The organism is Bradyrhizobium sp. 26S5, from assembly GCF_036923295.1.
In the GTDB taxonomy this organism is placed as follows: Bacteria; Pseudomonadota; Alphaproteobacteria; order Rhizobiales; family Xanthobacteraceae; genus Bradyrhizobium; species Bradyrhizobium septentrionale.
In genome coordinates, this window is record NZ_CP145948.1 from 5,777,508 (window position 1) to 5,802,867 (window position 25,360).

General features: G+C 64.6%; 25 protein-coding genes. 9 read left to right on the top strand and 16 right to left on the bottom strand.

The features are described from left to right. The first annotated feature begins 80 nt into the window (after positions 1 to 80). Positions 81 to 347, top strand: a complete 267-nt coding sequence (locus V5279_RS27100; RefSeq protein ID WP_166297296.1) for a GCG_CRPN prefix-to-repeats domain-containing protein — start codon at positions 81 to 83, stop codon at positions 345 to 347. Positions 348 to 413: 66 nt separating this feature from the next. Here V5279_RS27100 and V5279_RS27105 read toward each other — a convergent pair whose 3' ends face one another. Both V5279_RS27105 and V5279_RS27110 read right to left on the bottom strand, forming a co-directional pair. Then, positions 414 to 716: a twin-arginine translocation signal domain-containing protein gene (locus V5279_RS27105; protein WP_338689718.1), complete on the bottom strand. Its 303-nt coding sequence runs from the start codon at positions 714 to 716 to the stop codon at positions 414 to 416. Positions 717 to 863: 147 nt separating this feature from the next. Next, positions 864 to 1,178, bottom strand: coding sequence for a hypothetical protein (locus tag V5279_RS27110; RefSeq protein WP_338689720.1), 315 nt, complete (start codon positions 1,176 to 1,178; stop codon positions 864 to 866). Positions 1,179 to 1,402: 224 nt separating this feature from the next. Here V5279_RS27110 and V5279_RS27115 point away from each other — a divergent pair, with 224 nt between their 5' ends. Next, positions 1,403 to 1,753, top strand: coding sequence for a cupin domain-containing protein (locus V5279_RS27115; protein WP_166297302.1), 351 nt, complete (start codon positions 1,403 to 1,405; stop codon positions 1,751 to 1,753). A 101-nt stretch (positions 1,754 to 1,854) separates the two neighbouring features. Here the strand turns inward: V5279_RS27115 and V5279_RS27120 are convergent, their stop codons facing one another. The 3 genes from V5279_RS27120 to V5279_RS27130 all read right to left on the bottom strand — a co-directional run bounded on the left by V5279_RS27120 (position 1,855) and on the right by V5279_RS27130 (position 4,408). Then, positions 1,855 to 2,298, bottom strand: coding sequence for a hypothetical protein (locus tag V5279_RS27120; RefSeq protein WP_166297304.1), 444 nt, complete (start codon positions 2,296 to 2,298; stop codon positions 1,855 to 1,857). Between the two features lie 125 nt (positions 2,299 to 2,423). Then, positions 2,424 to 2,771 carry a hypothetical protein gene (locus V5279_RS27125; protein ID WP_166297306.1) on the bottom strand — a complete coding sequence of 116 codons (348 nt, stop codon included), beginning with the start codon at positions 2,769 to 2,771 and terminating at the stop codon, positions 2,424 to 2,426. 104 nt (positions 2,772 to 2,875) lie between these two features. Further along, the gene (locus V5279_RS27130; RefSeq protein ID WP_338689724.1) at positions 2,876 to 4,408 is read right to left on the bottom strand and encodes an acyl-CoA carboxylase subunit beta; all 1,533 of its coding nucleotides are present in this window, start codon (positions 4,406 to 4,408) and stop codon (positions 2,876 to 2,878) included. 162 nt (positions 4,409 to 4,570) lie between these two features. Here V5279_RS27130 and V5279_RS27135 point away from each other — a divergent pair, with 162 nt between their 5' ends. Together V5279_RS27135 and V5279_RS27140 are read left to right on the top strand one after the other, a co-directional pair. Next, on the top strand, positions 4,571 to 4,972 hold the full coding sequence (locus V5279_RS27135) for a DUF4260 domain-containing protein (RefSeq protein ID WP_166297310.1): 402 nt from the start codon (positions 4,571 to 4,573) through the stop codon (positions 4,970 to 4,972). 323 nt (positions 4,973 to 5,295) lie between these two features. Then, positions 5,296 to 6,297 (top strand): dienelactone hydrolase family protein, encoded by a 1,002-nt coding sequence (locus V5279_RS27140; RefSeq protein ID WP_338689728.1) that lies wholly within the window; start codon positions 5,296 to 5,298, stop codon positions 6,295 to 6,297. Between the two features lie 15 nt (positions 6,298 to 6,312). On the opposite strand, the gene V5279_RS27145 is transcribed toward V5279_RS27140, so the two are convergent. Both V5279_RS27145 and V5279_RS27150 read right to left on the bottom strand, forming a co-directional pair. Then, positions 6,313 to 7,176 carry a DMT family transporter gene (locus V5279_RS27145; protein WP_166297314.1) on the bottom strand — a complete coding sequence of 288 codons (864 nt, stop codon included), beginning with the start codon at positions 7,174 to 7,176 and terminating at the stop codon, positions 6,313 to 6,315. 160 nt (positions 7,177 to 7,336) lie between these two features. Then, positions 7,337 to 8,527: an integrase core domain-containing protein gene (locus tag V5279_RS27150; RefSeq protein ID WP_166203831.1), complete on the bottom strand. Its 1,191-nt coding sequence runs from the start codon at positions 8,525 to 8,527 to the stop codon at positions 7,337 to 7,339. A gap of 318 nt (positions 8,528 to 8,845) precedes the next feature. On the opposite strand from V5279_RS27150, the gene V5279_RS27155 reads away from it, so the two are divergent. Further along, positions 8,846 to 10,204: a PLP-dependent aminotransferase family protein gene (locus V5279_RS27155; RefSeq protein ID WP_338701400.1), complete on the top strand. Its 1,359-nt coding sequence runs from the start codon at positions 8,846 to 8,848 to the stop codon at positions 10,202 to 10,204. 206 nt (positions 10,205 to 10,410) lie between these two features. On the opposite strand, the gene V5279_RS27160 is transcribed toward V5279_RS27155, so the two are convergent. From V5279_RS27160 to V5279_RS27180, 5 genes are all read right to left on the bottom strand, one after another. Beyond that, positions 10,411 to 11,067, bottom strand: a complete 657-nt coding sequence (locus V5279_RS27160; protein WP_166205883.1) for a carboxymuconolactone decarboxylase family protein — start codon at positions 11,065 to 11,067, stop codon at positions 10,411 to 10,413. A gap of 85 nt (positions 11,068 to 11,152) precedes the next feature. Then, complete coding sequence (gene blaOXA / locus V5279_RS27165) at positions 11,153 to 11,965, bottom strand: class D beta-lactamase (protein WP_338689745.1); 813 nt, start codon at positions 11,963 to 11,965, stop codon at positions 11,153 to 11,155. Between the two features lie 127 nt (positions 11,966 to 12,092). Then, positions 12,093 to 12,356: an EscU/YscU/HrcU family type III secretion system export apparatus switch protein gene (locus V5279_RS27170; RefSeq protein WP_338689747.1), complete on the bottom strand. Its 264-nt coding sequence runs from the start codon at positions 12,354 to 12,356 to the stop codon at positions 12,093 to 12,095. After that, complete coding sequence (locus V5279_RS27175) at positions 12,353 to 13,945, bottom strand: flagellar hook-length control protein FliK (protein ID WP_338689749.1); 1,593 nt, start codon at positions 13,943 to 13,945, stop codon at positions 12,353 to 12,355. Before V5279_RS27175 ends, V5279_RS27170 begins: the two co-directional genes overlap by 4 nt. 64 nt (positions 13,946 to 14,009) lie before the next feature. Continuing rightward, positions 14,010 to 14,795 (bottom strand): ATP12 family chaperone protein, encoded by a 786-nt coding sequence (locus V5279_RS27180; protein ID WP_166297324.1) that lies wholly within the window; start codon positions 14,793 to 14,795, stop codon positions 14,010 to 14,012. Between the two features lie 70 nt (positions 14,796 to 14,865). Here V5279_RS27180 and V5279_RS27185 point away from each other — a divergent pair, with 70 nt between their 5' ends. The 4 genes from V5279_RS27185 to V5279_RS27200 all read left to right on the top strand — a co-directional run bounded on the left by V5279_RS27185 (position 14,866) and on the right by V5279_RS27200 (position 20,282). Beyond that, positions 14,866 to 15,321, top strand: a complete 456-nt coding sequence (locus V5279_RS27185; protein ID WP_338689755.1) for a hypothetical protein — start codon at positions 14,866 to 14,868, stop codon at positions 15,319 to 15,321. A gap of 463 nt (positions 15,322 to 15,784) precedes the next feature. Continuing rightward, on the top strand, positions 15,785 to 17,524 hold the full coding sequence (locus V5279_RS27190) for a multicopper oxidase family protein (RefSeq protein WP_338689757.1): 1,740 nt from the start codon (positions 15,785 to 15,787) through the stop codon (positions 17,522 to 17,524). Further along, positions 17,524 to 19,698, top strand: a complete 2,175-nt coding sequence (locus V5279_RS27195) for an alkaline phosphatase family protein (RefSeq protein ID WP_338689759.1) — start codon at positions 17,524 to 17,526, stop codon at positions 19,696 to 19,698. The genes V5279_RS27190 and V5279_RS27195 overlap by 1 nt, the downstream gene beginning before the upstream one ends. A gap of 131 nt (positions 19,699 to 19,829) precedes the next feature. Continuing rightward, complete coding sequence (locus tag V5279_RS27200; RefSeq protein ID WP_338689761.1) at positions 19,830 to 20,282, top strand: GNAT family N-acetyltransferase; 453 nt, start codon at positions 19,830 to 19,832, stop codon at positions 20,280 to 20,282. A gap of 34 nt (positions 20,283 to 20,316) precedes the next feature. Here the strand turns inward: V5279_RS27200 and V5279_RS27205 are convergent, their stop codons facing one another. From V5279_RS27205 to glsA, 4 genes are all read right to left on the bottom strand, one after another. Beyond that, positions 20,317 to 21,678 (bottom strand): metal-dependent hydrolase family protein, encoded by a 1,362-nt coding sequence (locus V5279_RS27205; RefSeq protein ID WP_338701402.1) that lies wholly within the window; start codon positions 21,676 to 21,678, stop codon positions 20,317 to 20,319. Positions 21,679 to 21,770: 92 nt separating this feature from the next. Next, complete coding sequence (locus V5279_RS27210) at positions 21,771 to 22,334, bottom strand: HdeD family acid-resistance protein (RefSeq protein ID WP_338689763.1); 564 nt, start codon at positions 22,332 to 22,334, stop codon at positions 21,771 to 21,773. 40 nt (positions 22,335 to 22,374) lie between these two features. Next, entirely contained in the window at positions 22,375 to 24,027 is a 1,653-nt protein-coding gene (locus V5279_RS27215) for an MFS transporter (RefSeq protein ID WP_338689765.1), read from the bottom strand. A 71-nt stretch (positions 24,028 to 24,098) separates the two neighbouring features. Continuing rightward, positions 24,099 to 25,097: a glutaminase A gene (gene glsA / locus V5279_RS27220; protein ID WP_338689768.1), complete on the bottom strand. Its 999-nt coding sequence runs from the start codon at positions 25,095 to 25,097 to the stop codon at positions 24,099 to 24,101. Positions 25,098 to 25,360 lie beyond the last annotated feature (263 nt).

The following is a 25,360-nucleotide window of genomic DNA, read 5'->3' on the forward strand; positions in this document are numbered from 1 at the left end:
TGCAATGATCCGGCCGGGCGAATCGGTAAGTAAAAGTTTGTTGCGGTGCCGCAGCGCGGCCCAATTAAAAAGGAGAAGACATGAAGTATCTTTTTGCAGCAGCAGTTTTGGTGACGACCGCATTCGCCGGCATCAGCGCCGCTGATGCTGCCGGTGGTTGCGGCCCGGGCTGGCACCGCGGCCCCTATGGCGGCTGCGTCAGAAATCGTGGCGTTGTCGTCGTTCCGGGCGCGGTCGTGGTTGAGCGCCCCGTCGTCGTCGCGCCTGGCCCGGTCGTGGTCGCGCCGCGCGTCCGCGCCTGCCCCTACGGCTTTGCCTGGCGCTACGGCCGCTGCCGCCCGATCTGATCGCGGCACACCTGCGCAAACAAAACCCCGCCTCGCGCGGGGTTTTTCTTTGACATCAAGTCAATGTCACCAGCGGCGCCAGTGATGATGACGCCAGTGATGCCTGCGCCAATGGCGGCGGCGCCAGCCCCAATGCCTGTGGTGCCAGTGCCGGTGACGCCAACCCCAGTGGCGGTGATGCCAGCGCACGTGCTCGGGCTTCATGCGGCTGACCTCGTCGCCCGTGGTGACGGCCGGATGCGCATCACCAGCGGCCGGCGCGCGTGCGTCGTGATTGAGCGGAAGCGGCGCGGCCTGCGCGGTCGCTGCGAACGTCACCGCACCGGCGGCGACACCGAAGGCCATCTTCAGAAAATCCCGGCGTTCCATGAGAGTTTCCCTTTGTTGCTGCGTTGGACCAACTGCGTCAGCCAGTTTTTTCGCCGCGGCCTGAACGCTCGCTGAACCGCGCGTTCAGCTTTCACGGAACCCGATGCATCGCAGCTGTGTTCGCGACGTTGTGACGTCACACAATCATCACGCCGTCGTCTCCTCCGCGAGCACGAGGAGATCGCGCGTGCGCGTCACCTCCGGCCAGTCGCGGTTGAAGTCGGCGACCAGCCGCTTCATGTCATCGCTGTTGATCGCGCGCTCCAGCGCCGCCTGGTCGGCGAACTGATAGGTCGCCTGATGCAGCGATGGATCGCTGAAACTCCAGCATCGCCACGCCCGCTCTGCGCCGAACGATTTCATCGCATCGGGCAGATGCTCGCGCGAATACCAGGCGTCGAAGGCCGGACGCCTGGCCGCATCGGTGACGGTGGCGCGAACGACGAAATAGGCTGCGGGCATTGGTTCCTCCAGATTTTTGTAGTGCGGGTTAGGCGAAGCCGTAACCCGCCACTGCTCGCGCGGAATGAAGACGGCGGGTTACGCTTGCGCTAACCAGCCCTACGCATCCCTGCTGCGCATCGACGCACGCTATCGCGTCCTGCCCGTCATGCCCATTCCGCCGGTTTCGCGCTCCGCCGAACGGGACTAGCATCGCGGCACAAGACCATCTCCGGGAGGCCGCCATGAAGTCAGGACAACCGATCACGGATGCCAGCCACCTCTACGAAGTCGAGCGCCGCGCCCAGCACGCCGCCCGCCCCGGCTTCCGCATCACCGAGCTGCAGCTCTCGCCGACCCAGAAGGTGCCGTGGCACACCCACAGCAACATCTCCGACACGTTCTACGTGCTGGCGGGAAAGATGCGGCTGTTCCTGCAGGAGCCGAAGGAGGAGGTGAACCTGAAGGTAGGCGAGGTCTACGCCGTGAAGCCGACCCGCCCTCACCTCGTCACCAACGGCGGCACGACGTCGCTGACGTTCTTGATCCTGCAAGGCGTCGGCGAGTACGACTACGTGCCGCTGACGTCGCATTAGGAAGAGGCGCGCGCGACGGACACCCCGGCTTATCCGAGTAGCCCGCATGAGTCATCGGGCGCGCATTCGTGCGACCCGCTGGCTCATCCCTGCTACGCCTGCTATTTCCGCTTCTGCTGCTGGATGAAATCCTGGCCCTGCTTGATCAGCTTCTGCATCCTCTCATCGGCCTTGGCGTCATCATCGTCGTCATCGTCCTTTTCCTTGCTCTCGGCCTTGCTGCCGGCAGGCGGCGCCGAAGGATCCGGACAATTCGCCTCGGTCTCCTTCACCCGCGTGTAGACCCGGTCGCCTTTGGCGACCTCGCTGCACATCACGAAATCCTTCGCACCCACCGGCACCGGCTTGACGCAGACCACGGTGGCGATGCCGCCGGGGATTGCCATATCGCAATTCACCTCACAGGCCATCACCTTCGAATAGGGATTGCTGGCGGTCACCGTGACCGTCCTCTTGTCGGCACCGAGCGTGCATGTCGCAACGTCAGCCGCGCACGCCGGCCCGGCGATGAGCAACATCGCCGCCGCACCAAACCATCTTGTCATGAAAATCCCTCGCCACGCCATCGATCCCCTTTGTCGCGGCGAGAGGAGAAATGGTTCGACCCCGCTGACATTCAGCTTTGGCGAGAGCAGAACAGAAACAACCAGCAATATGCGGGCTCGATGAATCACATCAGCTTCAGCGGCGCGTCGTGAACCAGGCGCAGGTCGATCCCGCCGATCAGACGCGCGCGGCGCGCCTCGGCGGTACTGATCGCGGCCTCGGTCTGCCGCAACGTGCTGACATTCGATCCAAGCGACACGATGCCGCCGAGCACCAGCGCAATCGATCCGAGCGCTGCGGTCTGTCCGGCTCCGAACAGGCCAAGCAGCGCGATGAGCAGCAACGCAAACCCGCCTGATATCGCAATCTTCGAGCCAAGAATGATCCGCCGCGATCGTTCGGCGCTCTCGGCAAGCTCCTCGATCCGCGCCTCGATCTCTGAAATCTCGTCGGTCGGATCGTCTTCGGTCATCAGACTGAAACCTGTAGGGCGGGTTAGGCGAAGCCGTAACCCGCCGCGGATCGTGCGGAGCGAAGATGGTGGGTTACGCTTCGCTAACCCACCCTACGCTCTTGTCACAACGGCAGATTGTCGTGCTTCTTCGCGGGGATCTCGACCTTCTTATCCCTGAGCATCGCCAGTGCGCGGGCGATCCGGCGGCGGGTCGAATGCGGCATGATGACGTCGTCGATGTAGCCGCGCTCGGCGGCGATGAAGGGCGACAGGAAACGGTCTTCGTATTCCTTCGTTCGGGCTGCGATCTTGTCGGGGTCGCCGATGTCACTGCGGAAGATGATCTCCACCGCGCCCTTGGCGCCCATCACCGCGATCTGCGCGGTCGGCCACGCGTAGTTCATGTCGGCGCCGATCTCCTTCGAGGCCATGACGTCGAAGGCGCCGCCATAGGCCTTGCGGGTGATGATGGTGACGAGCGGCACCGTGCACTGCGAATAGGCGAACAGCAGCTTGGCGCCGTGCTTGATCAGGCCGCCATATTCCTGCGCGGTTCCGGGCAGGAAGCCCGGCACGTCGACGAAGGTGACGATCGGGATGTTGAAGGCATCGCAGAACCGCACGAAGCGCGCGGCCTTGCGTGAGGCATCGCTGTCGAGCACACCCGCCAGCACCATCGGCTGGTTGGCGACGAAGCCCACGGTGCGGCCGGCGATGCGGCCGAAGCCGGTGACGATGTTCCGGGCGAAGGTCTCCGAGATCTCGAAGAAATCCCCCTCATCGACGACCTTGAGGATCAATTCCTTCATGTCGTAGGGCTTGTTCGGATTGTCGGGAATCAGCGTGTCCAGGGACATGTCGACCCGGCCGATATCGTCAAAACTCGGCCATTCCGGCACGCCGTCACTGTTGTTCGACGGCAGGAAGTCGATCAGCCGGCGCATCTGCAAGAGCGCATCGACGTCGTTCTCGAACGCGCCGTCGGCGATCGAGGAGCGCGTGGCGTGCACCGAGGCGCCGCCGAGCTCCTCGGCCGTGACCACCTCGTTGGTGACGGTCTTCACCACGTCGGGGCCGGTGACGAACATGTAGCTGGTGTTCTTCACCATGAAGATGAAGTCGGTCATCGCTGGCGAATAGACGTCGCCGCCGGCGCAGGGCCCCATGATGACGGAGATCTGCGGGATCACGCCCGAGGCGATGACGTTGCGGCGGAACACATACGAATAGCCCGCCAGGGCAGCGACGCCCTCCTGGATGCGGGCGCCGCCGGCGTCATAGAGGCCGATGATCGGCGCCCTCGCCTTCATCGCCATGTCCTGGAGCTTGGTGATCTTCAGCGCATGGGTTTCCGACAGCGAGCCGCCGAACACCGTAAAATCCTTGGCGAACACAAAAGTCTTGCGGCCGTTGACCGTGCCCCAGCCGGTGACGACGCCGTCGCCGGGAACCTTGGTCTTCTCCATGCCGAACTCGGTCGAGCGGTGCTCGACGAACATGTCAAATTCCTCGAACGAGCCCTTGTCGAGCAGAAGCTCGATCCGCTCGCGGGCGGTCAGCTTGCCGCGGGCGTGCTGCGCCTCGATGCGCTTTTCGCCGCCGCCCAATTTGGCGCCGGCGCGCCGCTCTTCGAGGGTGTCGAGGATGTCTTTCATTTGTTTCCGCCCGTGTTAGCTACAGTCCGCGTCCCGGCGCCAGCCGGGGTCCCGCTTCGTTCGGAAATGGCTTTAGCACGGCAATTTCGGAACCGGAAAGCCGCTTGTGGGCGGTATCGGGCGCAAAAACGGTAGGATTTTCCGATGTCTGGGGAGATGGCGATGACTGATACGACCGCGGCCGAGACCGGTGCGGCAACCGGCGGGGTGCGCACCCTGCTCCGGCTGGAGGGCCTGGTGCTGTTCGTCGGGATGACCGTGCTCTATTACAAATGGGAAGGGTCCTGGCTGGTCTATGTCCTGCTGTTCCTGGTGCCGGACTTGAGCTTCGCCGCCTATCTCGCCGGCCCTCGCGTCGGCGCCATCGTCTACAACGCCGCCCACACCTATCTGGCGCCGGTTGCGCTGATGACACTGGGCTTTGCCGGCGAAGGGCCGCTGGTGCTGTCGATCGCCATGATCTGGCTCGCCCATATCGGGATCGACCGCGCGCTCGGCTACGGGCTGAAATATTCTGTCGGGTTTGGCACCACCCACCTCGGACGGATCGGCAAAGCGCAATAGGGCGGTATATCCGGGGGGAGCTGAAGCGATGACGTCCCCGGCAAGCGATTTTGCCTGAACCTTTGCCGGGGCAGGCAGACCTATAACTGCCAGGGATTTTGCACCTCCCTTCCTGGGGCTAGGACCAACGCCGCCCGCGGATATTTCAAGCGGACGGCGTTGTGTTGTGAGGCCTCCGGGCCGGATGCTTGCGCCTGCGTCGTCATCGCCGGGCCTGGGCGAGCGGAAGCCACGCCGTCCGTCAGGCGCCATCCCGTGTCATTTGACAGCCTGCCTCCCGATCGGTCTATTTGCCGTCATCCACGACCAGATCGGGTGATCAGATGCTGACAGACTGGCGCTTGGCCGCGACCGCGATCCTGTTTTGCTGCGCCGTGCTGTTCACCTGCATCGAGACCAGCGCCCAGCAAATCTCGAAGGAGATCGCGGCGCGCACCGAGATCTACAGCATCCCCTCGCTGACCATCTCCGACCAGCAATTCCTGACCGGCGACAGCAACGGCAAGCCGGTTACCGTCGGCGGCGAATTCCGGATCGCGCAGGGAAGTGGCCGGCTGCCGGTCGTGGTGCTGATGCATGGTTCGAGCGGCGTCGGCGCCGGGATGGACGCCTGGGTGCGCCACTTCAACGCCATGGGCATCTCGACCTTCGTGATCGACGGCTTCTCCGGCCGCGGCCTCACCGCCACCGGGCCGAACCAGGCCCTGCTCGGCCGGCTCAATCTGATCGTCGACATCTATCATTCGCTGGATATCCTCGCCAGGCATCCGCGGGTCGATCCCGAGCGCATCGTGCTGATGGGATTTTCGCGCGGCGGCCAGGCCACGCTCTACGCAAGCCTCGATCGCTTCAACAAGCTCTGGAACAAGTCCGGCGTGCAGTTCGCGGCCTATATTCCGTTCTATCCGGATTGCTCGACGAGCTTTCTGACCGACACCGCGGTCGCCGCGCGGCCGATCCGGATTTTTCACGGCACGCCCGACGACTATAACCCGGTTGCGAGCTGCAAGGCCTACGTCGCGCGGCTCAAGGAGGCCGAGCACGATGTGGTGCTGACCGAATATCCTGACTCCGCGCATGGCTTCGACGCCGGCCTGATCGGCAGCAACACGGTGGTGGAGTCGACGGGTTCGCAGACCGTGCGCCACTGCACCATCAAGGAAGGCGAAGGCGGCGTGCTGATCAACGCGGCGACAGCGGCGCCGTTCAGCTACGAGGATTCCTGCGTCGAGCTAGGTCCGCATGTCGGCGGCAACCCAACCACCGCGCTTCAAGCGCGCAAGGCGGTCAGCGATTTCCTGCAGGCGCTGTTCAAGCTGAGCTAGCGTGTCTGGCCGCACTCACGCGAACCGGCGCGCGAACACCACGCAGACCACGACGAGCATGGTTGCTGTTATCATCGACCAGGCGACCGGCTCGTGCAGCAACAGCCCGGCCAGCGCGAGGCCGAAGAACGGCTGCAGCAATTGCAACTGGCCGACGCTGGCGATGCCACCGATCGCGAGCCCGCGATACCAGAATACGAAGCCGACCAGCATGCTGAAGATCGAGACATAGGCGAGCCCGAGCCAGGCCGCCGCGCCGATGCCGTCCCAATTCGGCGGCAGCGTCATGATCGTCATCAGCAGCACCACCGGCGCGGATAGCACCAGCGCCCAGGAGATCACCTGCCAGCCGCCGAGCCGGCGCGACAGCGCCGCGCCTTCGGCATAGCCGAGGCCGCAGACGACGATCGCCGCGACCATCAGGAGATCGCCGGTCAGTGACGCCGCTCCGTCGCCCGACAAGGCGAAGGCTGCGACCGTCGCGCTGCCGATGCAGGAGAACAGCCAGAACAGCGGCTTCGGCCGCTCGCCGCCGCGCAGCACAGCGAATACGGCGGTCGACAGCGGCAACAGTCCGATGAACACGATCGAATGCGCCGAGGTGATGTGCTGGAGCGCCAGCGCGGTCAGCAGCGGAAAGCCGATCACGACGCCGAGCGCGACGATCACGAGCGACACCAGGTCCTTGCGTTGCGGCCAGGGCTGCCGCAGCACCGCGAGCAGCGCGGCGCCGAGCAGCGCCGCAATCGCCGCCCGCGCCGAAGTCAGGAACAGCGGCGAGAACCCGGCCACGGCGACGCGGGTGGCCGGCAGCGAGCCGCTGAAGATAATCACGCCGAGCAAGCCGCTGCCCCAGCCATCGATCGAAGCCTTGTCCATCGCACCTTGCTTTCGCGCATTGCGAGATAGGGTCGAACCGCGAGCATCAGTGCGCCCCCTCTCCCGCTTGCGGGGGAGGGTTGGGGTGGGGGTATCTCCACGGTGTTCAACCGGCATGATTCCCGACATTTTGGACCGGCATGATCCCCGACAGTTTGGGTTAAGCGGTCTGTTCGCCCGGTTCGCGCAGCCCCTCACGAGGCGGAGCGAACCGGGTGAACAGGCCGCGGCGGTCGATGAGACCGACGTCGAGGTCGCAGAAGCGGACGACGTGGTCACCGGTATCGAGTTCGGCGATGCCGACAAGTTCGTTCACCAGCGCCTGACCGATAAAGACGAACTTGCCTTTCCATTTAATCTCCCCATTGCCGCGAACACGGCGGGCCTGGTGATCGGCGTCATACCAGGGGTCTTGCTCGCGATCCGGCATGGTGCGTTGAGATGCTCGATAGGCGTCCTCCGGCGGCCGTTGGCCCAGCGCTTCGTGAGGACGTTCCTTATTGTAATGCTCTCGGAAGGCGTCAAAGCGGGCCTGTTGCTCGGACGCATTATCTGCCGGTGGGCTCGATGTTTGCGCCTTCAAGGTGCGATGCATGCGCTCATGGCGACCGTTCTCCTGCGGCGAGGCCGGACGGATGAAGTGCGGCGTAATGCCGAGCTTCAGCCACCAGACCGACAATGTGGTGAGACCGCCGGCGCCGCGCGAGCCGAACGGCGAACCATTGTCGCAGCGGATTGCCCGCGGCAGGCCATGCTCGCGGAAAGCCCTCTCGAAGCGGGGGCGGACGCCCTCGGTCGTCGGTGCGACGATCTGCAGTTCGATCAGGAAGCGACTGTGGCTGTCAGCCACCGTCAACGGATCAATCCGGCACTGGTCGCGGGTGCGGAACCAACCCTTGAAGTCCACGCTCCACTCGTCGTTCGGCTCCTGCACCGGCGTGCAGGGACGCCGCTGGTCGAGCGGACGGCGGCGGCGCTTCACCGGCGAGATCAGCCCCGCGCGCTTGAGAATGCTCCCAATCGTCGACGCCGCCGGCCAATCGATCTCCGGCGCCTGGCGGTCAAGCAGGGCGAGCAGCTTGCGCGGTCCCAGATAGGGAAAGCGCTGCCGAGCCGCGATCACCTTCTCTGCAATCGCCGCATCGGTCGTTTGTCGGCATTGCTGCGGCGCGTGCGAACGGTCCCTGAACCACTCCGGATCGCCGCTCTGCTTCCGCTGGCGCCATGCGTAAAACGTGTCGCGGCAGATACCGTGACGGCGGCACAACTCCGACACGCTCCAGTTCCCGCTCTCGTACTCCATAAGCATCCGGATACGCTCTTCCATCCGACTGGTCTCTCTGAACGGCATCGTCGGGCCCTCCCGCCGATGCTTCTAGAAACCTGTCGGCAATCATGCCGGTCTAAACTGTCGGGTATCTATCCGGTCTGTACCATGCGATGCGACCTCCCCCGCAAGCGGGAGAGGTGCAGCGAGGCTGGTGCTGCATCGATCCAACCGACTCTCATTTGTACTTCACCCCGACCATAGCGGTCGGGGGCTCGCCAAGGCAGCTACAGATCAGTACAATATCGCAAAACTGTATGGATGAAGGTAGGCATACACTTGCAACAGCCATCCGATGCGCCGCAATCCGATCCGCCGAAGGCGACGCGGACCACCGAGGTGATGAACGCGATCCGCGCCAGGGTGGCGAGCCGGGCGCTGGTGGCAGACGACCGCCTGCCCTCGATCCGCGGCCTTGCCGCCACCATGGGCGTCTCGCCCTCCACCGTCGTCGAGGCCTATGACCGGCTGGTGGCCGAGGGCCTGATCCGCCCACGGCCCGGCTCCGGCTTCTATGTCTCCTCAACCGCACTGCCCCCGCTCGCTCTCGCAAAAGACCAGCCGCAGCGCGACCGCGCCGTCGATCCGTTCTGGGTGTCGCGGCAATCGCTCGATGCCGAAGACGGCGCGCTGAAGCCGGGCTGCGGCTGGCTGCCAGCCGAGTGGATGCCGACCGAAGCGCTGCGACGCGCGCTGCGCGGCCTGGCACGCGCCGACGACGCCGTGCTTGCCGATTATGGCGCGACCCGCGGCTCACTCGCGCTGCGCCGTCTCCTGATGGCACGGTTCGCCGATGAGGGCCTCGAGGTGCCGCCCGAGCAGCTCCTGCTCACCGCGTCCGGCACCCAGGCAATCGATTTGGTGTGCCGCTTCCTGCTCCGGCCCGGCGACACCGTGCTGGTCGACGATCCCTGCTACTTCAATTTCCGCGCGCTGCTGCGCGCGCATCAGGTGAAAATCGTCAGCGTGCCCTACACCGCGTCAGGGCCCGACGTCGCAAGCTTCGAGGCGGTGCTGGCCGCCGAGCGGCCGCGGCTCTATGTCACCAACTCGGCGCTGCACAATCCGACCGGCGCGACGCCGTCGCCGCAAACCGCGCATCGCGTGCTGAACGCCGCGGCGGCCCATGATCTCACGATCGTCGAGGACGATATCTTCGCCGATTTCGAGCCGGAGCCGTCGGCGCGGCTCGCTGCACTCGACGGGCTCAACCGCGTGATCCGGATCGGCAGCTTCTCCAAGACGCTGTCGGCCTCGGTGCGCTGCGGCTTCATCGCCGCTCGGCCGGACTGGATCGAGGATCTCGTCGACCTCCAGGTCGCGACCGGTTTTGGCGGCCCGAGCGCGGTCGCAACCGAAATCATCGCGAGCGTGCTGTCGAGCGGCTTCTACCGCAAGCATGTCGAGGAGCTGCGAAGGCGCCTCGCCCGCACCCGCCGCGACATCGGCGACAAGCTGCAGCGCATCGGCATCGAGCCCTGGCTGATGCCGCGCGGCGGCTTCTATCTGTGGTGCGAGTTGCCCGACGGCCGCGACTCCGCCGACGTGGCGCGCGCAGCGCTCGCCGACGACAATGTCGTGCTGGCGCCCGGCAACGTGTTCAGCGCCTCGCAGACAGCTGCCGCCTTCATGCGTTTCAACGTCGCGCAATGCCGCGACCCGAAGCTGATGCCGGCGCTGCAGCGGGCGATCGGGCGCTAAAGTATAATGAGATTGCACTGAACTGGAGCGACGGTGGCTCTTCACCTCTCCCTTGGGAGAGGTCGGCGCGCAGCGCCGGGTGAGGGATGACGGTCCCTCGTTAGCGCCGCGGCCCCTCACCCGATTTGCTGCGCAAATCGACCTCTCCCCATTGGGGAGAGGTGGACCAAACCCGTAGCCGAGCCGCTTCGATCCGAGTGACTCGGCTACTTCTCGCCGACCTTGAACGGCTCCTCCTTGCCCGGCGGCACGGTCTCCTCGGCCATCGCCAGGATCATCGCGACCATCACGTAATTGCCGGCGAGCGCGGTGAGATCGACGATCTGCTGATCGTTGAAGATCTTCTTTGCCCGCGCATAGGTCTCGTCGGAGACCTTCTTGGTCGTGGTCAGCTCGGTGACGAAATCGTACACGACGGCCTCGTCCTCGGCCATTTTCGACGGCCGGTTGCCGGCCTTCAGCTCTGCGATCACGTCCGCCGACAGCCCGGCCTTAGCCGCGAGCGGCGCATGCGCGAACCATTCGACCTGCGAGCGCCACTGGCGGCCGATGATCAGGATCGCGAACTCGTTCAGCCTGGTCGGCACCGAAGTCTGCCAGCGCAGATAATAGAACAGATCGTAGAGCCGCTGGCCGAGCACCGGGCTCCTGATGATCGGATTGTAGGGACCGCCGATGCCGACGCTCGACACCTTCATGATCTGCTCGCCGAGCGGCTTTTGCAGATCGTTGAGCTGCTCCATGGTGAGCTGCGGGAAGCGCGGCTCCTTGCTGGTGGCGGGTGCCGAGAACATCGTGGCCGCGAGCCAGCCGCCGGCCGCGGCCAGCGTGAGCGACGACAGCCAGACGGTTGCTGATTGCATGATTTCCTCCGGTTCTTGCTTTTGACGGAGGCATGCTAGTCGAGCAGTGATGCGCCTGCAGCCGCGACGCACGCAGATCAGCCCGTCACAACGCGACGATATCGGTGAGGCATTGCTGCGTGACGCTCATCCGCGCGTCGATCTGCGCCTGGGTCTTGCAGTCCATGTTCATCGCGAACACCGTGACGTCACTGCCCTTCTCCGCCCAGCCGACCAGCCAGCCCAGCGAGCCGTGCTCCTTGTCGGTCAATCCGGTCTTAGCGCGAATGACGGCGTCACCGACTTTCGTCACCGGAAGGATGTCGCACACCAGTTGCTGGCTGCGCTTGCCGACCGGCAGCACGCCGCGGCGCAGCCGGTCGAGGAAATCGATCTGCTGCACCGGATCGATCCGCAAATTACCCGACACCCAGAACTGATCGATGCCGCCGCCGATGTCGCGGTTGCCGTAGTCGATGATGTCGAGATATTTCTTCATCCGCTCCTCGCCGATCCGGCGGGCGATCTCCTGAAACACCGGGAAGGCCGACACCGCGAGCGCCGAGCGCAGCGTGTGGTCCCTGTTCCAGGCCTCGATGCTGCGCGTTGTGCCGTCCCACTTGAAGACGTCATTGTCGGGGTCCTGCACCACGCCGGTCTCGAGCGCGATCAGCGCGTTCGGGATCTTGAAGGTCGAGGCCGGTAACTTGCCCTCGCCCGAGCGAACCTTGTCGCTCGCGATGATCAGATAGTCGTCGATCTTGTAGCCGACGAAGGTGCCTTCGGTGCCGAGATCAAAGAAGCGCTTTGCCAGATCCTCGCGAAACTCGCTGCGCTGGTAGGAGACGTTGGCGAGACTGCGCGACGGCAGGATGCTAGCGGCAGCAAGCAGACCGAGCGCATGGCGGCGATGGATCACGAGGGGACCTGGACCGGTTCGGGTTGACGACGATGCTGATGCCATCGTGGTGAAACGATGGCAATAAGGCTTGCTTGTTTGACGCGTTTTCTTCACGCGGGCCGGGGCCCACTTCGCTCGAAAGCAGCTAGCGCACCCGGCCCGACAGCCGCAGCACGAACACCAGCACTTCGGCGACGGCCTTGTAGAGCTCGGCCGGAATCTCGTCGCCGAGCTCGACATTGGAAAGCGCGCCGGCCAGGACCTCGTTCTCCTCGATCGGGATATCGTTGGCTTTGGCGACCTCGATGATCTTGGCGCCGATCGCGCCCTTGCCTTTTGCCACCACGCGCGGTGCGCCGGCGTGGTCGTAATGCAGGGCGACCGCGAGCTGGTTGTTGGCGTCGCTCATGATGCGCGGTCCAGGAAATGGCCGGCGCGCGCGGGCGCGGGTTGCGGCGGGCTGCCGTCGCGGATCTCGATATCGCCGGGTGTCAGCTCGGCCCTGGTCAGCGCCTGGCTTAGCTCGGAGGCGCCGGAGCGCAGCTGCGCGGCGGTCGAGGGACGCTCGGCCCACATCCGCACCGAGGTGCGCTCGCCGTTCAACGAGACCAGCGCGTGCACCGGCCCGGCCGGCTCGACGTCGAGCGTGAAGCGCGCCCGCCATACCCGCTTGGCGGCCTCGACCTCGTTGCCGCCGCCATCGCGGGAAATCTCGAACTGCGCCATCGCCGTGCCCTGCTGGGTCAGGAACGGGATCTCGAAATTCCAGCGCGGCACCATCGCGTCGAGCTGCGGACGCTGACCATCGCCGCGATCCGGCAGCGAGGCGACCTGGAGCAGCGTCTGCCGCGCCAGTGCCGCGTCGGTGTTTTCCAGCAGGCGATGCGCGGCGGCAGCAATCGGCGTGCCCGGCGCAATCGACGGCTCGGCAACGGCCTGCGCCGCGGGCAGCGCGCCGTGAAACGGCGGCGGCGGCGTGTCGCTGCGTGCGGGCACCTCGCCGGGCAGCGTCTCCCGCGGCACAGCGCCCTGCCGTGCCGGATTGCCGAGCTCGTGCAGCGCTTCCTGAATGAGATTGAGCGCGCCGCCCGACGACGGGCCGGCATCGAGCGCATCCGCGAGTGCGCCGGCGAGCCCGGTGGCGCCGCGGCCGAGATCGTCGGCGACCGGCACGCGGGCCTGCGGCAGCAGTATCTCCTGAACGTCGAGGTCGGGCGTTGCCGGCGGCACGAGGCTCGGCGCCGTGCCGGCATTGGCAAGCGTCGGCCGCTCGAGCGGCGTGGATGCAGGCTTGGCGGTGTCGCCGGCACCAGCCGACGTCAGCGCCTGGCGCAGCACGATCAGCGCGGCCTTCAGATCGGGCGCGCTGCCGCTCGTGGGCACAACGCCCGAAGCAAGCGTCGCCTCCAGCAGCAGGCCGGATTTCTGGAAGCCGGTCTTCACGGCATCGCCGCTCAGATTCTCGTCGAGGCCGGTCTGCTGCGCCAGCACCTGTGCGATCGCGGCCTGAAGCTTTGGCGGCAGATTGGCGGAGGCGACCGCCGCGAGATTGGCAAATAGTGGCGCCTGGCTGCCCTGCACCGCCGCCGCGTTCTGGGCCGTTGCGGTGATGGTGACGCGCTCGAGTGGCGTCAGCACCGCCTTCGGCGCCGTGGCGACGGGCTGGGACGCGGCGCTGAGATCGGCCGCCCCCTGGGCGCGCGGCGACATCTGCACCGTATCGCCGGCGTCGGCGCCCGGCCCGACCAGTTGCAGGCGAACGCTGCCGTCACTGGTCTGCGAGACCGCAAGCTGCAGGTTCTGGCCCTGCTGCAGCGGCACCTCGGTCTGGACGTCGATCGACAGGCTCGCAATCGCGATCCGCACCAGATCGGCCGACAGCACCTTCAAGACCTGCGCATTGACGACGCTGCCCGCCTCGAGCGTGAGGTCTGGCGCAACACTGCCCGCCTCGTTCGAGGCAAGCACCGGCAGCACGGGATTGATGGCAAGTGCCATGTCGGAGGTCTCGGTCAGGCGGCAGGCTCAGGCCGCAGGCTAGCCCGGCGCCGTAAACCCCTCGTTAACCGGCAGCCGGCATGAGCTCCCTCAGGACGCTGGCGGCGGCCTTGAAATCGACCTGCCGGGCCGCGCGGCGGGCAGCGACCTCCTCGTCGACGCCCCATTTCTCGATGTTCCAGTCCTCGTCGACATGGGCGGCGGCCCAGACCTGGTCCTCGTCGCGAGCACCATGCGCCAAGGCCAGAGCCAGCAGCGCTGAGCCGGTCAGCGTCGTCACCACATGGAGCGCCGCGACCGACCATGGATCGGCCGGGAACGCCGCGCGCGCCGCCTTGATCGCGGGCTCGGGCTGGCCGACATGCATGACCCCCTCGGCCATCACGAAATGGGCGCCGAGCGTGTCAGCGGCCCAGAACAGGATCGGGTCCCAATGCCGGGCCTCGCGCGCCACCAGGGAATCGGGATAGCCGGCGCGATAGAACAGCAGGTCGCTGCCGAGGAATTTTGCGGCGTCATCGGCGACCTCGTCGACACGATCGATCACCCCCTCGATCACGCTGTTGGCAAGCCGCGTCAGCGGCATGGTCATGGGATCGATGGTCTCGCCCTGCGCATTCCATTCTGCCGCGACCGCGTCCGCCATGGCGCGCGTCGGCACCACGATCGGCTTGCCGGACGGCGAGCGGATCTGCTTGCCGTCGAGCGTGATCGCAAATCCGCCACTGGCGTCAGTGACGTCGGCGCCGATGTAGAACCGCTTGCGCTGGGGCTTGCGGATGTGGCGCCGCACCGCCTCCTGCGGATCGAGCGGGGATTGTTCGGGTCCATTGTCGAAGAGTTCGCGCATCAGGCCGGCAGGCTTTCGTTCGGGAGGATTTCCCTGCAAGATATGTCAGGGTCACCGGCAAATAAAGCTGATGGGACGGGTCAATATCCTGGCGGGTTTTTCGCTCGTTGCGGTGGCCTTCGGAGCCGCCGGCGCCGAGGCCGGGTTCCGCACACCGGAATCGCTGATCCGCAACGTCTACGCCCATTATGGACGGGGCAGCGCCGCGTTTTCCAATGGCCTGCCGCGCGACGAGGAAACCGCCCGGCAATTCTTCGATTCCCCCCTGCGCGCCGCCTGGACCGCCCTGCACGACGCACCCTACGATTTCCTGGTGCAGAGTCCGACCTGGCGGATCGGCCCGATCTCGATCGCAATCCTGCGCAGGCAGTTCGACCGGACCGATGTGACCGTGACGTTCGACAATGAGGGCCGCGCGGTCACGCTCAACTTCATCGTCGTCAACGGTCCCGACGGCTGGGTGATCTCTGATGTCGAGAGCCCGCATGATTCGCTGCGACTGTTTCTGACGCAGTTCAGGCGCTGATCTCGATCACTGCACTCGCTCGGAACCACGAGGCCGTTTGCTGGAACCAAACCGCCGTCGGCACGACGGCACGTGACAGGATCGGCGCCGCCGAAAAAATATCTGACGATCGCCGGCGCGTCGCGCGTTCTCCGCAATTGCGTCGGCGAATGCTGCATCCGATTGATCGCTCAGCAAGTTTGAACATCCTGCTCGCGTTCTGCGTCGAAGTGCCGCAAGAAGCTGTCATCTGCGTGTTAAAAACCTGCCAGATTTCGGCAACAACGCGCGGCTAGCCTTCCGACACCAAACAAGAAGCATTTGTCGACCATTGCGGTCGCAAGACGTGGACTGACGTCACGCATGGCGTCGGTTGCGCGTTTGCGCGCCTATGTCGACGTATTGGCAGGGCGGCGTGGCACGACGACTTTCGACAGCTTGTTGTGTCATCGCCGCGGCTTGCCTCGGGCTTGCGGCGAGCGGCATGACGGCCTGGCTCGGCGCAACGGGCTTGCAGGACGTGCCGCGAGCGCAACACGATGTTTGTGCGCGGCCGGAGCCCGGCAGCGCGCTCGAGGAACCCGCCGAATTGCGCAGCCGCGACGGCGTGCTCGAAACCGACCTCAGCATCCACGATCAGAAGCTGCCGGATGGAACGAGCCGCTACTGCTACCTGACACCGGACGGCAAGCCATCGCCGACGCTGCGCGTGAGGCCGGGCGATCAGCTGGTCATCCATTTCAAGAACGACCTTGTCGACCTCGACACGGCGACGCCTGCGATCGACCGCCCACTCGCCGGCGCACCGATCTGCACGACGAGACCGAAAGCCGACGTTTGCGCGAGCGGCGCGATGACGCCGATCTCGACCAATCTGCACTTCCACGGACTGACCGTGCCGCCGGTCTGCCACCAGGATGATGTGCTGAAGACCTCGATCCAGCCCGACGATGCGCCGTTCGAGTATCGCCTGCGCATCCCGGACGACGCGCCGCCCGGCCTCTATTGGTATCACCCGCATCTGCACGGCTTCAGCAAGACCCAGGTGCTCGGCGGCGCCTCCGGCGCGCTGATCATCGAAGGCATCGAGCGCGCCGATCCGTCGCTCGCCGGCCTCCCCGAGCGCGTGCTCGTGATCCGCGACCAGGATCTGGTCAATCCCGATGCGCCGCCGTCGAAATTCGAGCCGGTCATGACCAAGAGCCAGCTCGACAATGATGGCGACGTCGCCAATTCCGGTACCGGTTTCGGCAAGCCGTCGAAGGATCTCTCTGTCAACTTCGTGCCGGTGCCCTATCCGAACTATCCGCCGGCTCAGCTCACGATGAAGCCGGGCGAGCGGCAGCTCTGGCGCGTACTGAACGCGTCCGCGATCACCTATCTCAACCTCGCTCTGCTGGTCGGCCGTGCGCCGCAGCAGATCGGCATCGTCGGGCTCGATGGGGTGCCGTTGCAGTTCCAGGGCAGCCCGTCGCCCTCGGTGCAATGGGTCAACCATATCGGCCTGCCGCCGGGCGCGCGCGCCGAGTTCATCGTCGAAGGACCGCCGGCCGGCGCGCAGGCCTTGCTGGTGACGCGCGCGGTCGACACCGGGCCCGCCGGCGAGAACGACCCCAACCGCGCGCTGGTGGCGATCGCCGCCTCAGCCAATGCGAGCGAGCCGCAGGCCACACTGCCCGCGCACGCCGGGCCGCTGCCGAAACCGGATCGGCCGTGGGTCGGCGACGTCGCACCGATACGCGTCAGAAAACTGTTCTTTTCCGAGCAGCCGGAGAACCCGAACGACCCGAACAGCCCGACCAAGTTCTTCATGACCCTCGACGGAGAGACGCCGAAGCCGTTCGATCCGCAATCGGACGTACCCGACATCACCGTGCGGCAGGGCGACGTCGAGGACTGGATCATCGAGAACCGCTCGATGGAGCTGCATGATTTCCACATCCACCAGCTTCACTTCCAGCTGCTCGACTGGTCCGGCGTCGCAGTCAACGAGCCGTTCCTGCGCGATACCGTCAATGTGCCCTACTACAACGGCCGGATGCTGAAGTATCCGAGCGTGCGCCTGCGCATGGATTTTCGCGATCCCGGCATCGTCGGCACCTTTGTCTACCACTGTCACGTCCTCGAACACGAGGACGGCGGCATGATGGGACGGATCAAGGTCGTGCCGCGAGACACTGCAAGTTCCACCAAACCGCCTAATCTGCAAAAAGGAGAGCTTTAATGCGCGACAAGCACAGGTCACGCTGGCTGCAGGGATGCCGCCTTACCCTCAGCGCGCTTGCGCTAGGTCAGTTCACCGCCGGCCCGGTGCTGGCGGAGGACTGGAACCATCACGGTGGACACGAGACCCGGTCGCCGATCAAGCACGTGATCGTCATCATCGGCGAGAACCGCAGCTTCGACCACGTGTTCGCGACCTATGTGCCTGAGCGGCACGACCAGAGCGTGTTCAACCTGCTCTCGCAGGGCATCGTCAAGCTCGATCACAACAAGAACGCGATCCCCGGGCCCAACTTCGAAAAGGCGCATCAGCAAGCCGCGACCGATACCGGCCTGAACGATGCGTTCCTGCTGAGCCCGCCGAAGCAGAACTTCCCCAGGGATCAATTGCCGGCTCCGCTGGTCGGCGGCCCCAAGGTCTCCTACATCCCCAACAAATGCGGCAGCTCGCCGATCACCAGCTGCGAAGCGTCGCTTGCGCTGGCGCAGCAATCAGAATCCGGCCTGCCGTCCGAATATTACCAGTACCTGTTGACCGGCGGCACTGGTCAGACGTCGGCGACCCCCGACGCACGCATCACCAATGTCAGCGCGCTGCCGGCCGGTCCGTTCCAGCTTACCAACAGCGACGCGATGCCCTACGACACCTATTCGGCAAGCCCGGTGCATCGCTTCTACCAGATGTGGCAGCAGCTGAACTGCAACCACTCGGCGGCCAGCCGCGACAATCCGTCGGGCTGCGGCGGCAATCTGTTCGCCTGGGTCGAAGTGACCGTCGGCGCCGGCGCCAATGGCGCGGCGCAGCCCTCCAACTTCTCGACGGACTATTCGCCGACGGCGACGACCACCGGCGAAGGTTCGACGGCGCTCGGCTTCTACAACGTGCAGAAGGGCGACGTGCCGTACTTCACGTCTCTCGCGCAGAAATACGCGATGAGCGACAACTTCCACCAGTCCGTCAACGGCGGCACCGGTGCCAACCACATCATGTTCGGTCATGCCGACATGCTTTACTTCAGCGACACCTATGGCAACGCCGCCGTGCCGCCGAACGGCACGCAGGTGTTCGGCGGCACGCCTGACGCCGGCATCGTGCATCAGATCGAGAACCCGAATCCGGCCTCGGGCACCAACAATTGGTACACCGAAGACGGCTACGGCGCCGGCGGCAATGGCGGCTTCCCGGCGCCCTACCAGACCAGCCCGGTGTCCGGCGGCGGCTCCTACAGCGACTGCTCGGATCCGAGCCAGCCCGGCGTCAAGCCGATCCTGGATTATCTGAAGGGGCTCCGGATCAACGCGAATTGCGAACCGGGTCACTACTATCTCTTGAACAACTACAATCCGGGTTATTTCGGTAACGGCAAGAACGCCTACACCGACACCAATCCATCCAACACGCCGTTCACGATCCCGCCGTCGACCCGCAAGAGCATCGGCGACAGCCTGAACGAGCGCAACATCTCCTGGAAGTATTACGGCGACCAGTGGAACAACTACGTCAACGATCCCTACCAGCTCAACTGGGGCGTGGCCGGGCCGAACGCCGACGAGTACTGCAACATCTGCAATCCGTTCCAGTACGACACCTCGATCATGTCGCACCCGGACCAGGTCGCAGCCCATATCAAGGACTCGTCTGATCTGTACTCCGACCTCTCCAAGCATTCGCTGCCGGCGGTCTCGATCGTCAAGCCGAGCGGCTTCATCGACGGTCACCCGTCGTCGTCCAAGCTCAACCTGTTCGAAGGCTTCACGAAGAAGATCGTCGATCAGGTCCAGGCCTCGGACTACGCGAAGGACACCGCGATCTTCATCACTTTCGACGAAGGTGGCGGCTACTTCGACTCAGGCTATGTGCAGCCGCTCGATTACTTCGGCGACGGCACGCGGATTCCGCTGATCGTGGTGTCGCCATTCGCGCGGCAGGGCCACATCTCGCATGAATATGCCGATCACGTCTCGATCATCAAATTCATCGAGCGAAACTGGGACCTGCAGCCGATCACCCATCGCAGCCGCGACAACTTCCCGAACCCGGTAGCGGCGCCCAATAATCCCTATGTTCCGGTCAACAGCCCGGCGCTCAGCGATCTCTTTGACTTCTTCGACTTCGACGGCGGCGGCCATCATCATGGCGGCGGCTGGGATCACGGCGGCGGCTGGGACCACTGACGACCGCACCTCGCGAGACAACAATCCGCCGGCCCGACAGGCCGGCGGATTTCATTTTCACCCAGCTGGATGTCCATAGCCAGCGCGAGCCTGTAAGGTGTCTGGCTTCGTCTCTGTGGAAATCCTGCTCAATGACATCAATCGCTTTCCGCCAGGCCCAGCCGGCCGACCTTCCGGCGATCATTGCCCTCCTCGCCAACGATGTCCTGGGGCAGCAGCGGGAAGATCCGAGTTCACCACCGAAATATGTCGACGCATTCGAAGCCATTCTCGCCGATCCCAACCAGCTGCTGGTCGTGGCGACCGCGGATGACGAGGTGATCGGCACGCTGCAACTCACCTTCATCCCCGGATTGGCGCGGCTGGGCGCCTGGCGCGGGCAGATCGAAGCGGTCCGGATTGCGGAGACGCACCGGAGTTCAGGCGACGGGCAGCAGATGTTCGAATGGGCGATCGCGCAATGCCGGGCGAGAGGCTGCAACCTCGTCCAGCTCACGACCGACAAGGCGCGGCCCGATGCGCACCGCTTCTATGAACGGCTGGGATTCACCGGCAGCCACATCGGCTACAAGCTGATGCTTTGACGCACAGCCGGGCCTGCTCTGTCATCACGTGCGTCTATTTGTTCCGGTCACCACCAAGAAGATTCTTGTAGACCTTCCCATCCTTCATGATGACCAGGAAGTTCTTTGCCGGGTCTTCTATCAGCTTGATGTTGTCGATCGGGTCGCCATCGACCAACAGAAGGTCGGCCAGCGCGCCTTCCTCCACCACGCCTAGCCTGCCTGGATACGGATTTCGAAGCCCGGACAGACCGAGCAATTCGGCATTCGTCGACGTCGCCATCGTGAGCGCCTCGGCGGGCGTATACCATCGCGTGAGCGTCGTCAGCATGGCGCCTTGCCGGTCAGCAAGCACCTTCGAGAACAAGACGTCGGTGCCGAATGCCGTCTTCAACTTGTACTTCTTCGCAAAGCTGTAGACCCTGTCGGTGCCGGCAACGACCTGTCGCATCTTGTCCTGCTCCGCAGGCCCAAGGGCGCTGGCGCCCGACAGGTCGACGAAGGGCTGGGTGCTCAGCCAAATTCCCTTCTCGGCCATCAGGCGGGCCGTCGCGTCGTCCATCAGGTGACCGTGCTCGACACATTTGGCTCCCGCTGCGATCGATCGCTGGATCGCGACCGGCGTATAGGCGTGTACGGCGACATAGGTCCCCCAGTTCTCGGCAGCTTCGACCGCGGCGCGCAACTCCGGTTCAGTGAAGGTGGACACATCGAGCGGACTGAACGGTGACGCGACCCCGCCGCCCGCGGTGAGCTTGACCTGCGTAGCCCCCTGCATGAGCTGCTCGCGCGCGCGCACACGGACCTCATCGGGGCTGTCCGCGACCATGGCGCCGCCTATCCTCTCCATGCGGCTGAGCATGCCGCCGATCGTTCTGGGCAGCTCGGACAGCTGCCGGAAGTCGCCATGGCCGCTGGTGATGGTGATCATGGCACCGGACGGGTAGATGCGCGGACCGGCGACGAGCCCCTCGTCGATCGCCCGCTTGAGGGAAAAGGCCGGCCCGCCCATGTCGCGAACGGTGGTAAAGCCGCGCATCAGCGTGGCCGTTGCTTCCGCGGCCGCAAGGAGATTGGTGTAGCCGACATCACCGGCTATCGCAGCCGCCGGCGTCGGGCGTACCAGCATCGCATGCCAATGCGCGTCGATCAGCCCGGGCATCAGCACCCGTCCGTCGCCGGCGATCACCTGCGCGTCGGCCGTGATCGCCGCAGTCGAAATCTTCTCGATCTTGTTGTTCCGGATCAGCACATTGGACGGCCCGGAGAGCGCGCCATTCTTGCCATCAAAGACGCGGACATTCTGGAACAGCACGCCAGTATTCTGCTGAGCTTGCGCAGGCAGTGAGCCAAGGAGGCTCAAGCCAATCGAGGCGATCAGTGCAGCCACCCCGAAGCTTTTGCTCAAATCTGACATGTCACTCTCCGCCCATGGCACATCGCTCGAGATTATCATTGATCTCGCTGTGTACGAGGGGCCGACTTGATTGCGGCTGATTAGTGAGCGGCCTACTGAGCCGCTCTGGCGGCAGGCTGCAAAGCGTAGGTCAGCCATCCGACGCCATGAGACAGCAGATCGATCCCCAGCAACAGCCCGAGCACCCACAGGCCGGTTGCCGGAAACCCGGTCAGAATGACGAGGCCTGCCAGGACGCCAAACAGCCCGGAGGCCAGCATGATCCAGCCAGCCTGCCGCCAATGGCCGATGCCAACCAGCATGCGCACAATCCCGGAGACCAACAGCAGGAGACCGAGCGCATAGGTCAGGATCAGCGCACTCGTCACCGGCTGGCTCAGCAGAACCATTCCGCATGCAAGGTAGAGGACCCCGAGCAGAAGCTGCCACACGAATCCGCCCCAGCCCTTGGTCCAGAACGCGTGCAGGATTTCGAACGCGCCAGCGACGATGGCCGTCCAGCCGATGAAGATGGCGCTGATCACGGTGAAGAGCACGACATCGCCCAGGACCAGAAGGCCCGCGGCGATCATGACGAGCCCAAGCAGGACGCACACCCACAAAGGCGGGCCAGGCAGGCCGCGGAGCATTGTGGAACTGTTCTCATAGGTGGCCATGTCATCCTCCTCGATCCCAGGCAGCTGCGGCGCATCCCAACTAGGCCGATCGCTCGCCCTCGCCTGTCGCTCCGTCGTCCGGTATTTCTCCCGGCCGGTAATTCGGCAGCCGGCCTGCGGGAATGACTGCGAGCAAGGCGAGGCCGGCCATGATCAACAATCCGATCTTCAACGCCCGCAGGCGCGCCTCGGTGTTGACCCGCACCGCTTCCTCGACCTGCTGCGGCGTACCGCTGGTGCCTTCGAGCACACTGCGCAGCCGGTCATTGCTGACGAAGGTGATGTTGCCGAGATCGACCTGGCTCTGAAGCTCCTTGGTCAGCACCGGACTGGCCGCGATCCTGCCGAGCGCGATCGTACTCAACAGACCGACGAGAAGAGCTCCGGCAACCGCGGTGCCGACTGCCGCCGCCAGATTCTGTGAGGTTCCGCGCAGAGACCCGACGTCCCCGGCCAATTCCTTGGGCGAAGCCGTGACCAGAACGTTGAACAGCAGCGTCACCAGGGAGCCCTGGCCAATGCCGAACAGCACGAGTCCAAAGAGAACGGGAAACTCGCTCCAGTCGTTGCGTACGACGAACGCGAGCCATAGCAACGCGACAGTGCAGAGGCCAAAGCCGAAGCGTCCGATCTGGCGCGGCGTCAGTCTGTCGTAGAGATTGACAATCAGCATCGCCGACAGAAAAACGGTCAGATTGAAGGGCATCATCGCGATCGCAGTCGCAATTGGCGAACGTCCCTGAACGATCTGGATGTAGAGCGGCACCGTGAAGTTCAGGGCCGCCTCGAGCGCCACGACTGCGAACAGCGCGTAGACGGCGCACCTCTCCTCTGGCGAGTCGATCACCTGCAACGCCAGCAGGGGCGTCTTCCCTGCGGCCTGCTGCCGATGCGTCCACATCAGGAATGCCTGCCCGAGTACAATGCCAAGCACGATCAGGACCGGTGCCGGCGAGACGCCCAGCACGTCGAACGGCGCGTTAGGCGTCGCCAGGATCACTCCCCAACCGTTCAGATTATTGAACCCGAAACTGATGAAGATGATTGCGCTCGCGGCAAGGGCGACGCCGATCAGATCGATCCGAACATCCGGGCGACCGCGGTCGGGCCGCAGGCGGAAACTCAGAGCGAAAGCGATCGCCGAAGCAGCAATGAGAATTCCGAACGCGGGGCGCCAGCCGATATAGGTGCCGAGCAACCCACCGACGACAAATGCCAGCACGCCGGCGGCAGCCCGCGCCGAGCCAAGCGCACCAAGGGCCGTCGCTTGCTGGCGTCCGGCATAATTCTCGGCAATCAGCGCGACGAGCGAAGGCACGATCACCGCGCCCGCAGCGCCGCAAAGCGCCTGAGCGGAGATCATCACCGAGGCCGTGGGGCTGAACGTCATCGCGATCTGCGATATCAGGAAGAGCACGACGGCAACGCGAAAGACCTGCACCGCCCCGAACCTTTGGGCGAGTTTCGCGCCGAGCATCACGAACCCGGCCACCAGCATCGAGTACGCCACGATTCCGGTCGCGACCGTGGTCGGCGGCACGCCGAAGCTGGCGACCATTCCTCCCATGGCAACCGGCAACGACGCGACATTGAACGACATGATCATCTGACCGAACGCAATCGCGATCATGGGCATCCATGATGCGCGCTCTTCCTGATGAACGTCGCCGATCGAGATAGCTTGCGTTGCCATCGCGTCCTCCAACCTGCCTGGCGTTGCGACCGATCGAGCCACGGCTCTACCGATCCTCAGAGCATATTGTTTCACTCGTCCGGTTGGGACACGAACAGATCCATGCCCAGTCTTTGCGACAGGAACTTCGCGGCGAGCTGCCCTCGCACGCTGTTGCCGGCCGCATCCAGTGGCGGGGCGAAGGTGCCGAAACCACCTTTTCCCGGAGATACCGCGACGATGCCACCACCGATGCCGCTCTTGCCGGGCAGACCGATGTCGTACAGCCAGTCGCCTGACGTCTCATACAATCCGGCAGTGACCATGACGGCCAACGCATAGTGGCACACGGCCGCATCGACGACCCGCTGCCTGGTGACTGGATTGACCCCGCCGTCAGCCAGCGTCGCGCCCATCACGGCGAGATCCCTGGCGCTCACATTGAGGGAGCACTGCCGGGTGTAGAGATCGGTCGCCTGTCTGGCGTCGCAGTAAATCCGGTCATAGCTCTCCAGCAGCCGCGCGATACTTCGATTGCGAAAATTCGTCTTCGAGGCCGATGCGTAGACTTCCTCGTTGAGCGGGAGCTTGCGACCGGCAAAGCGTGAAAGGCCGTCATGGATCAACCGCCATCGTTCTTCCGCGCTCGCACCCGGAACGAGGCTGGTGGTCGCGATCGCACCTGCGTTCACCATCGGGTTGGTGCGCCCCGCCCCGTGCTCGATTGCCGCCAACGAATTGAACGGCAGCCCGGTCGCATTCGCGCCCAGTCTTGCGCGCGCCTCTTCAGGGCCCATGGCCTCGCACACCAGCGCGAACACGAATGGCTTCGACACACTCATAATCGAGAATTCGTATTCGATATCGCCGGCGCCGTAGATGCGTCCGCTGGCACCGGCCACGCATATGCCGAACAGTTCACTCGGCACCCTGGCCAGGGCCGGATAAACCTGCGAATTGGTCCCTTCGCTGTTCGACTTGAAGCGCAGATGAGCTTGGGACACCAGCTCCTGCACCATCTCGGGATCGGGCAAGTGCCCCGTCGAGATGTAAGGCCGGTCCGCTTGTTCAGCGATCGAAGGTGGCCACATTGGCTTTCCTTCCCGATTTCGACCTTGGTGTTTCAGGTCTTCCAGTCGGCAACCGGAAGTAGGCACCCAAAAAAACACGGAGTCAACGATCCGCGTACAGCGCCTGCAATGCTTGTGTTGGTCCAGAAGACTTTACGACAAATGTGCTAGACGCATCGTTCCCGGAATTGCAGCGCCGTTGCGAGATACGCCACTCGACTTATTCGTGCGATGTTCCGGCGCGGCTAGGTAAGCAGGATTGTCCAATCGCGAGACGCTCAATT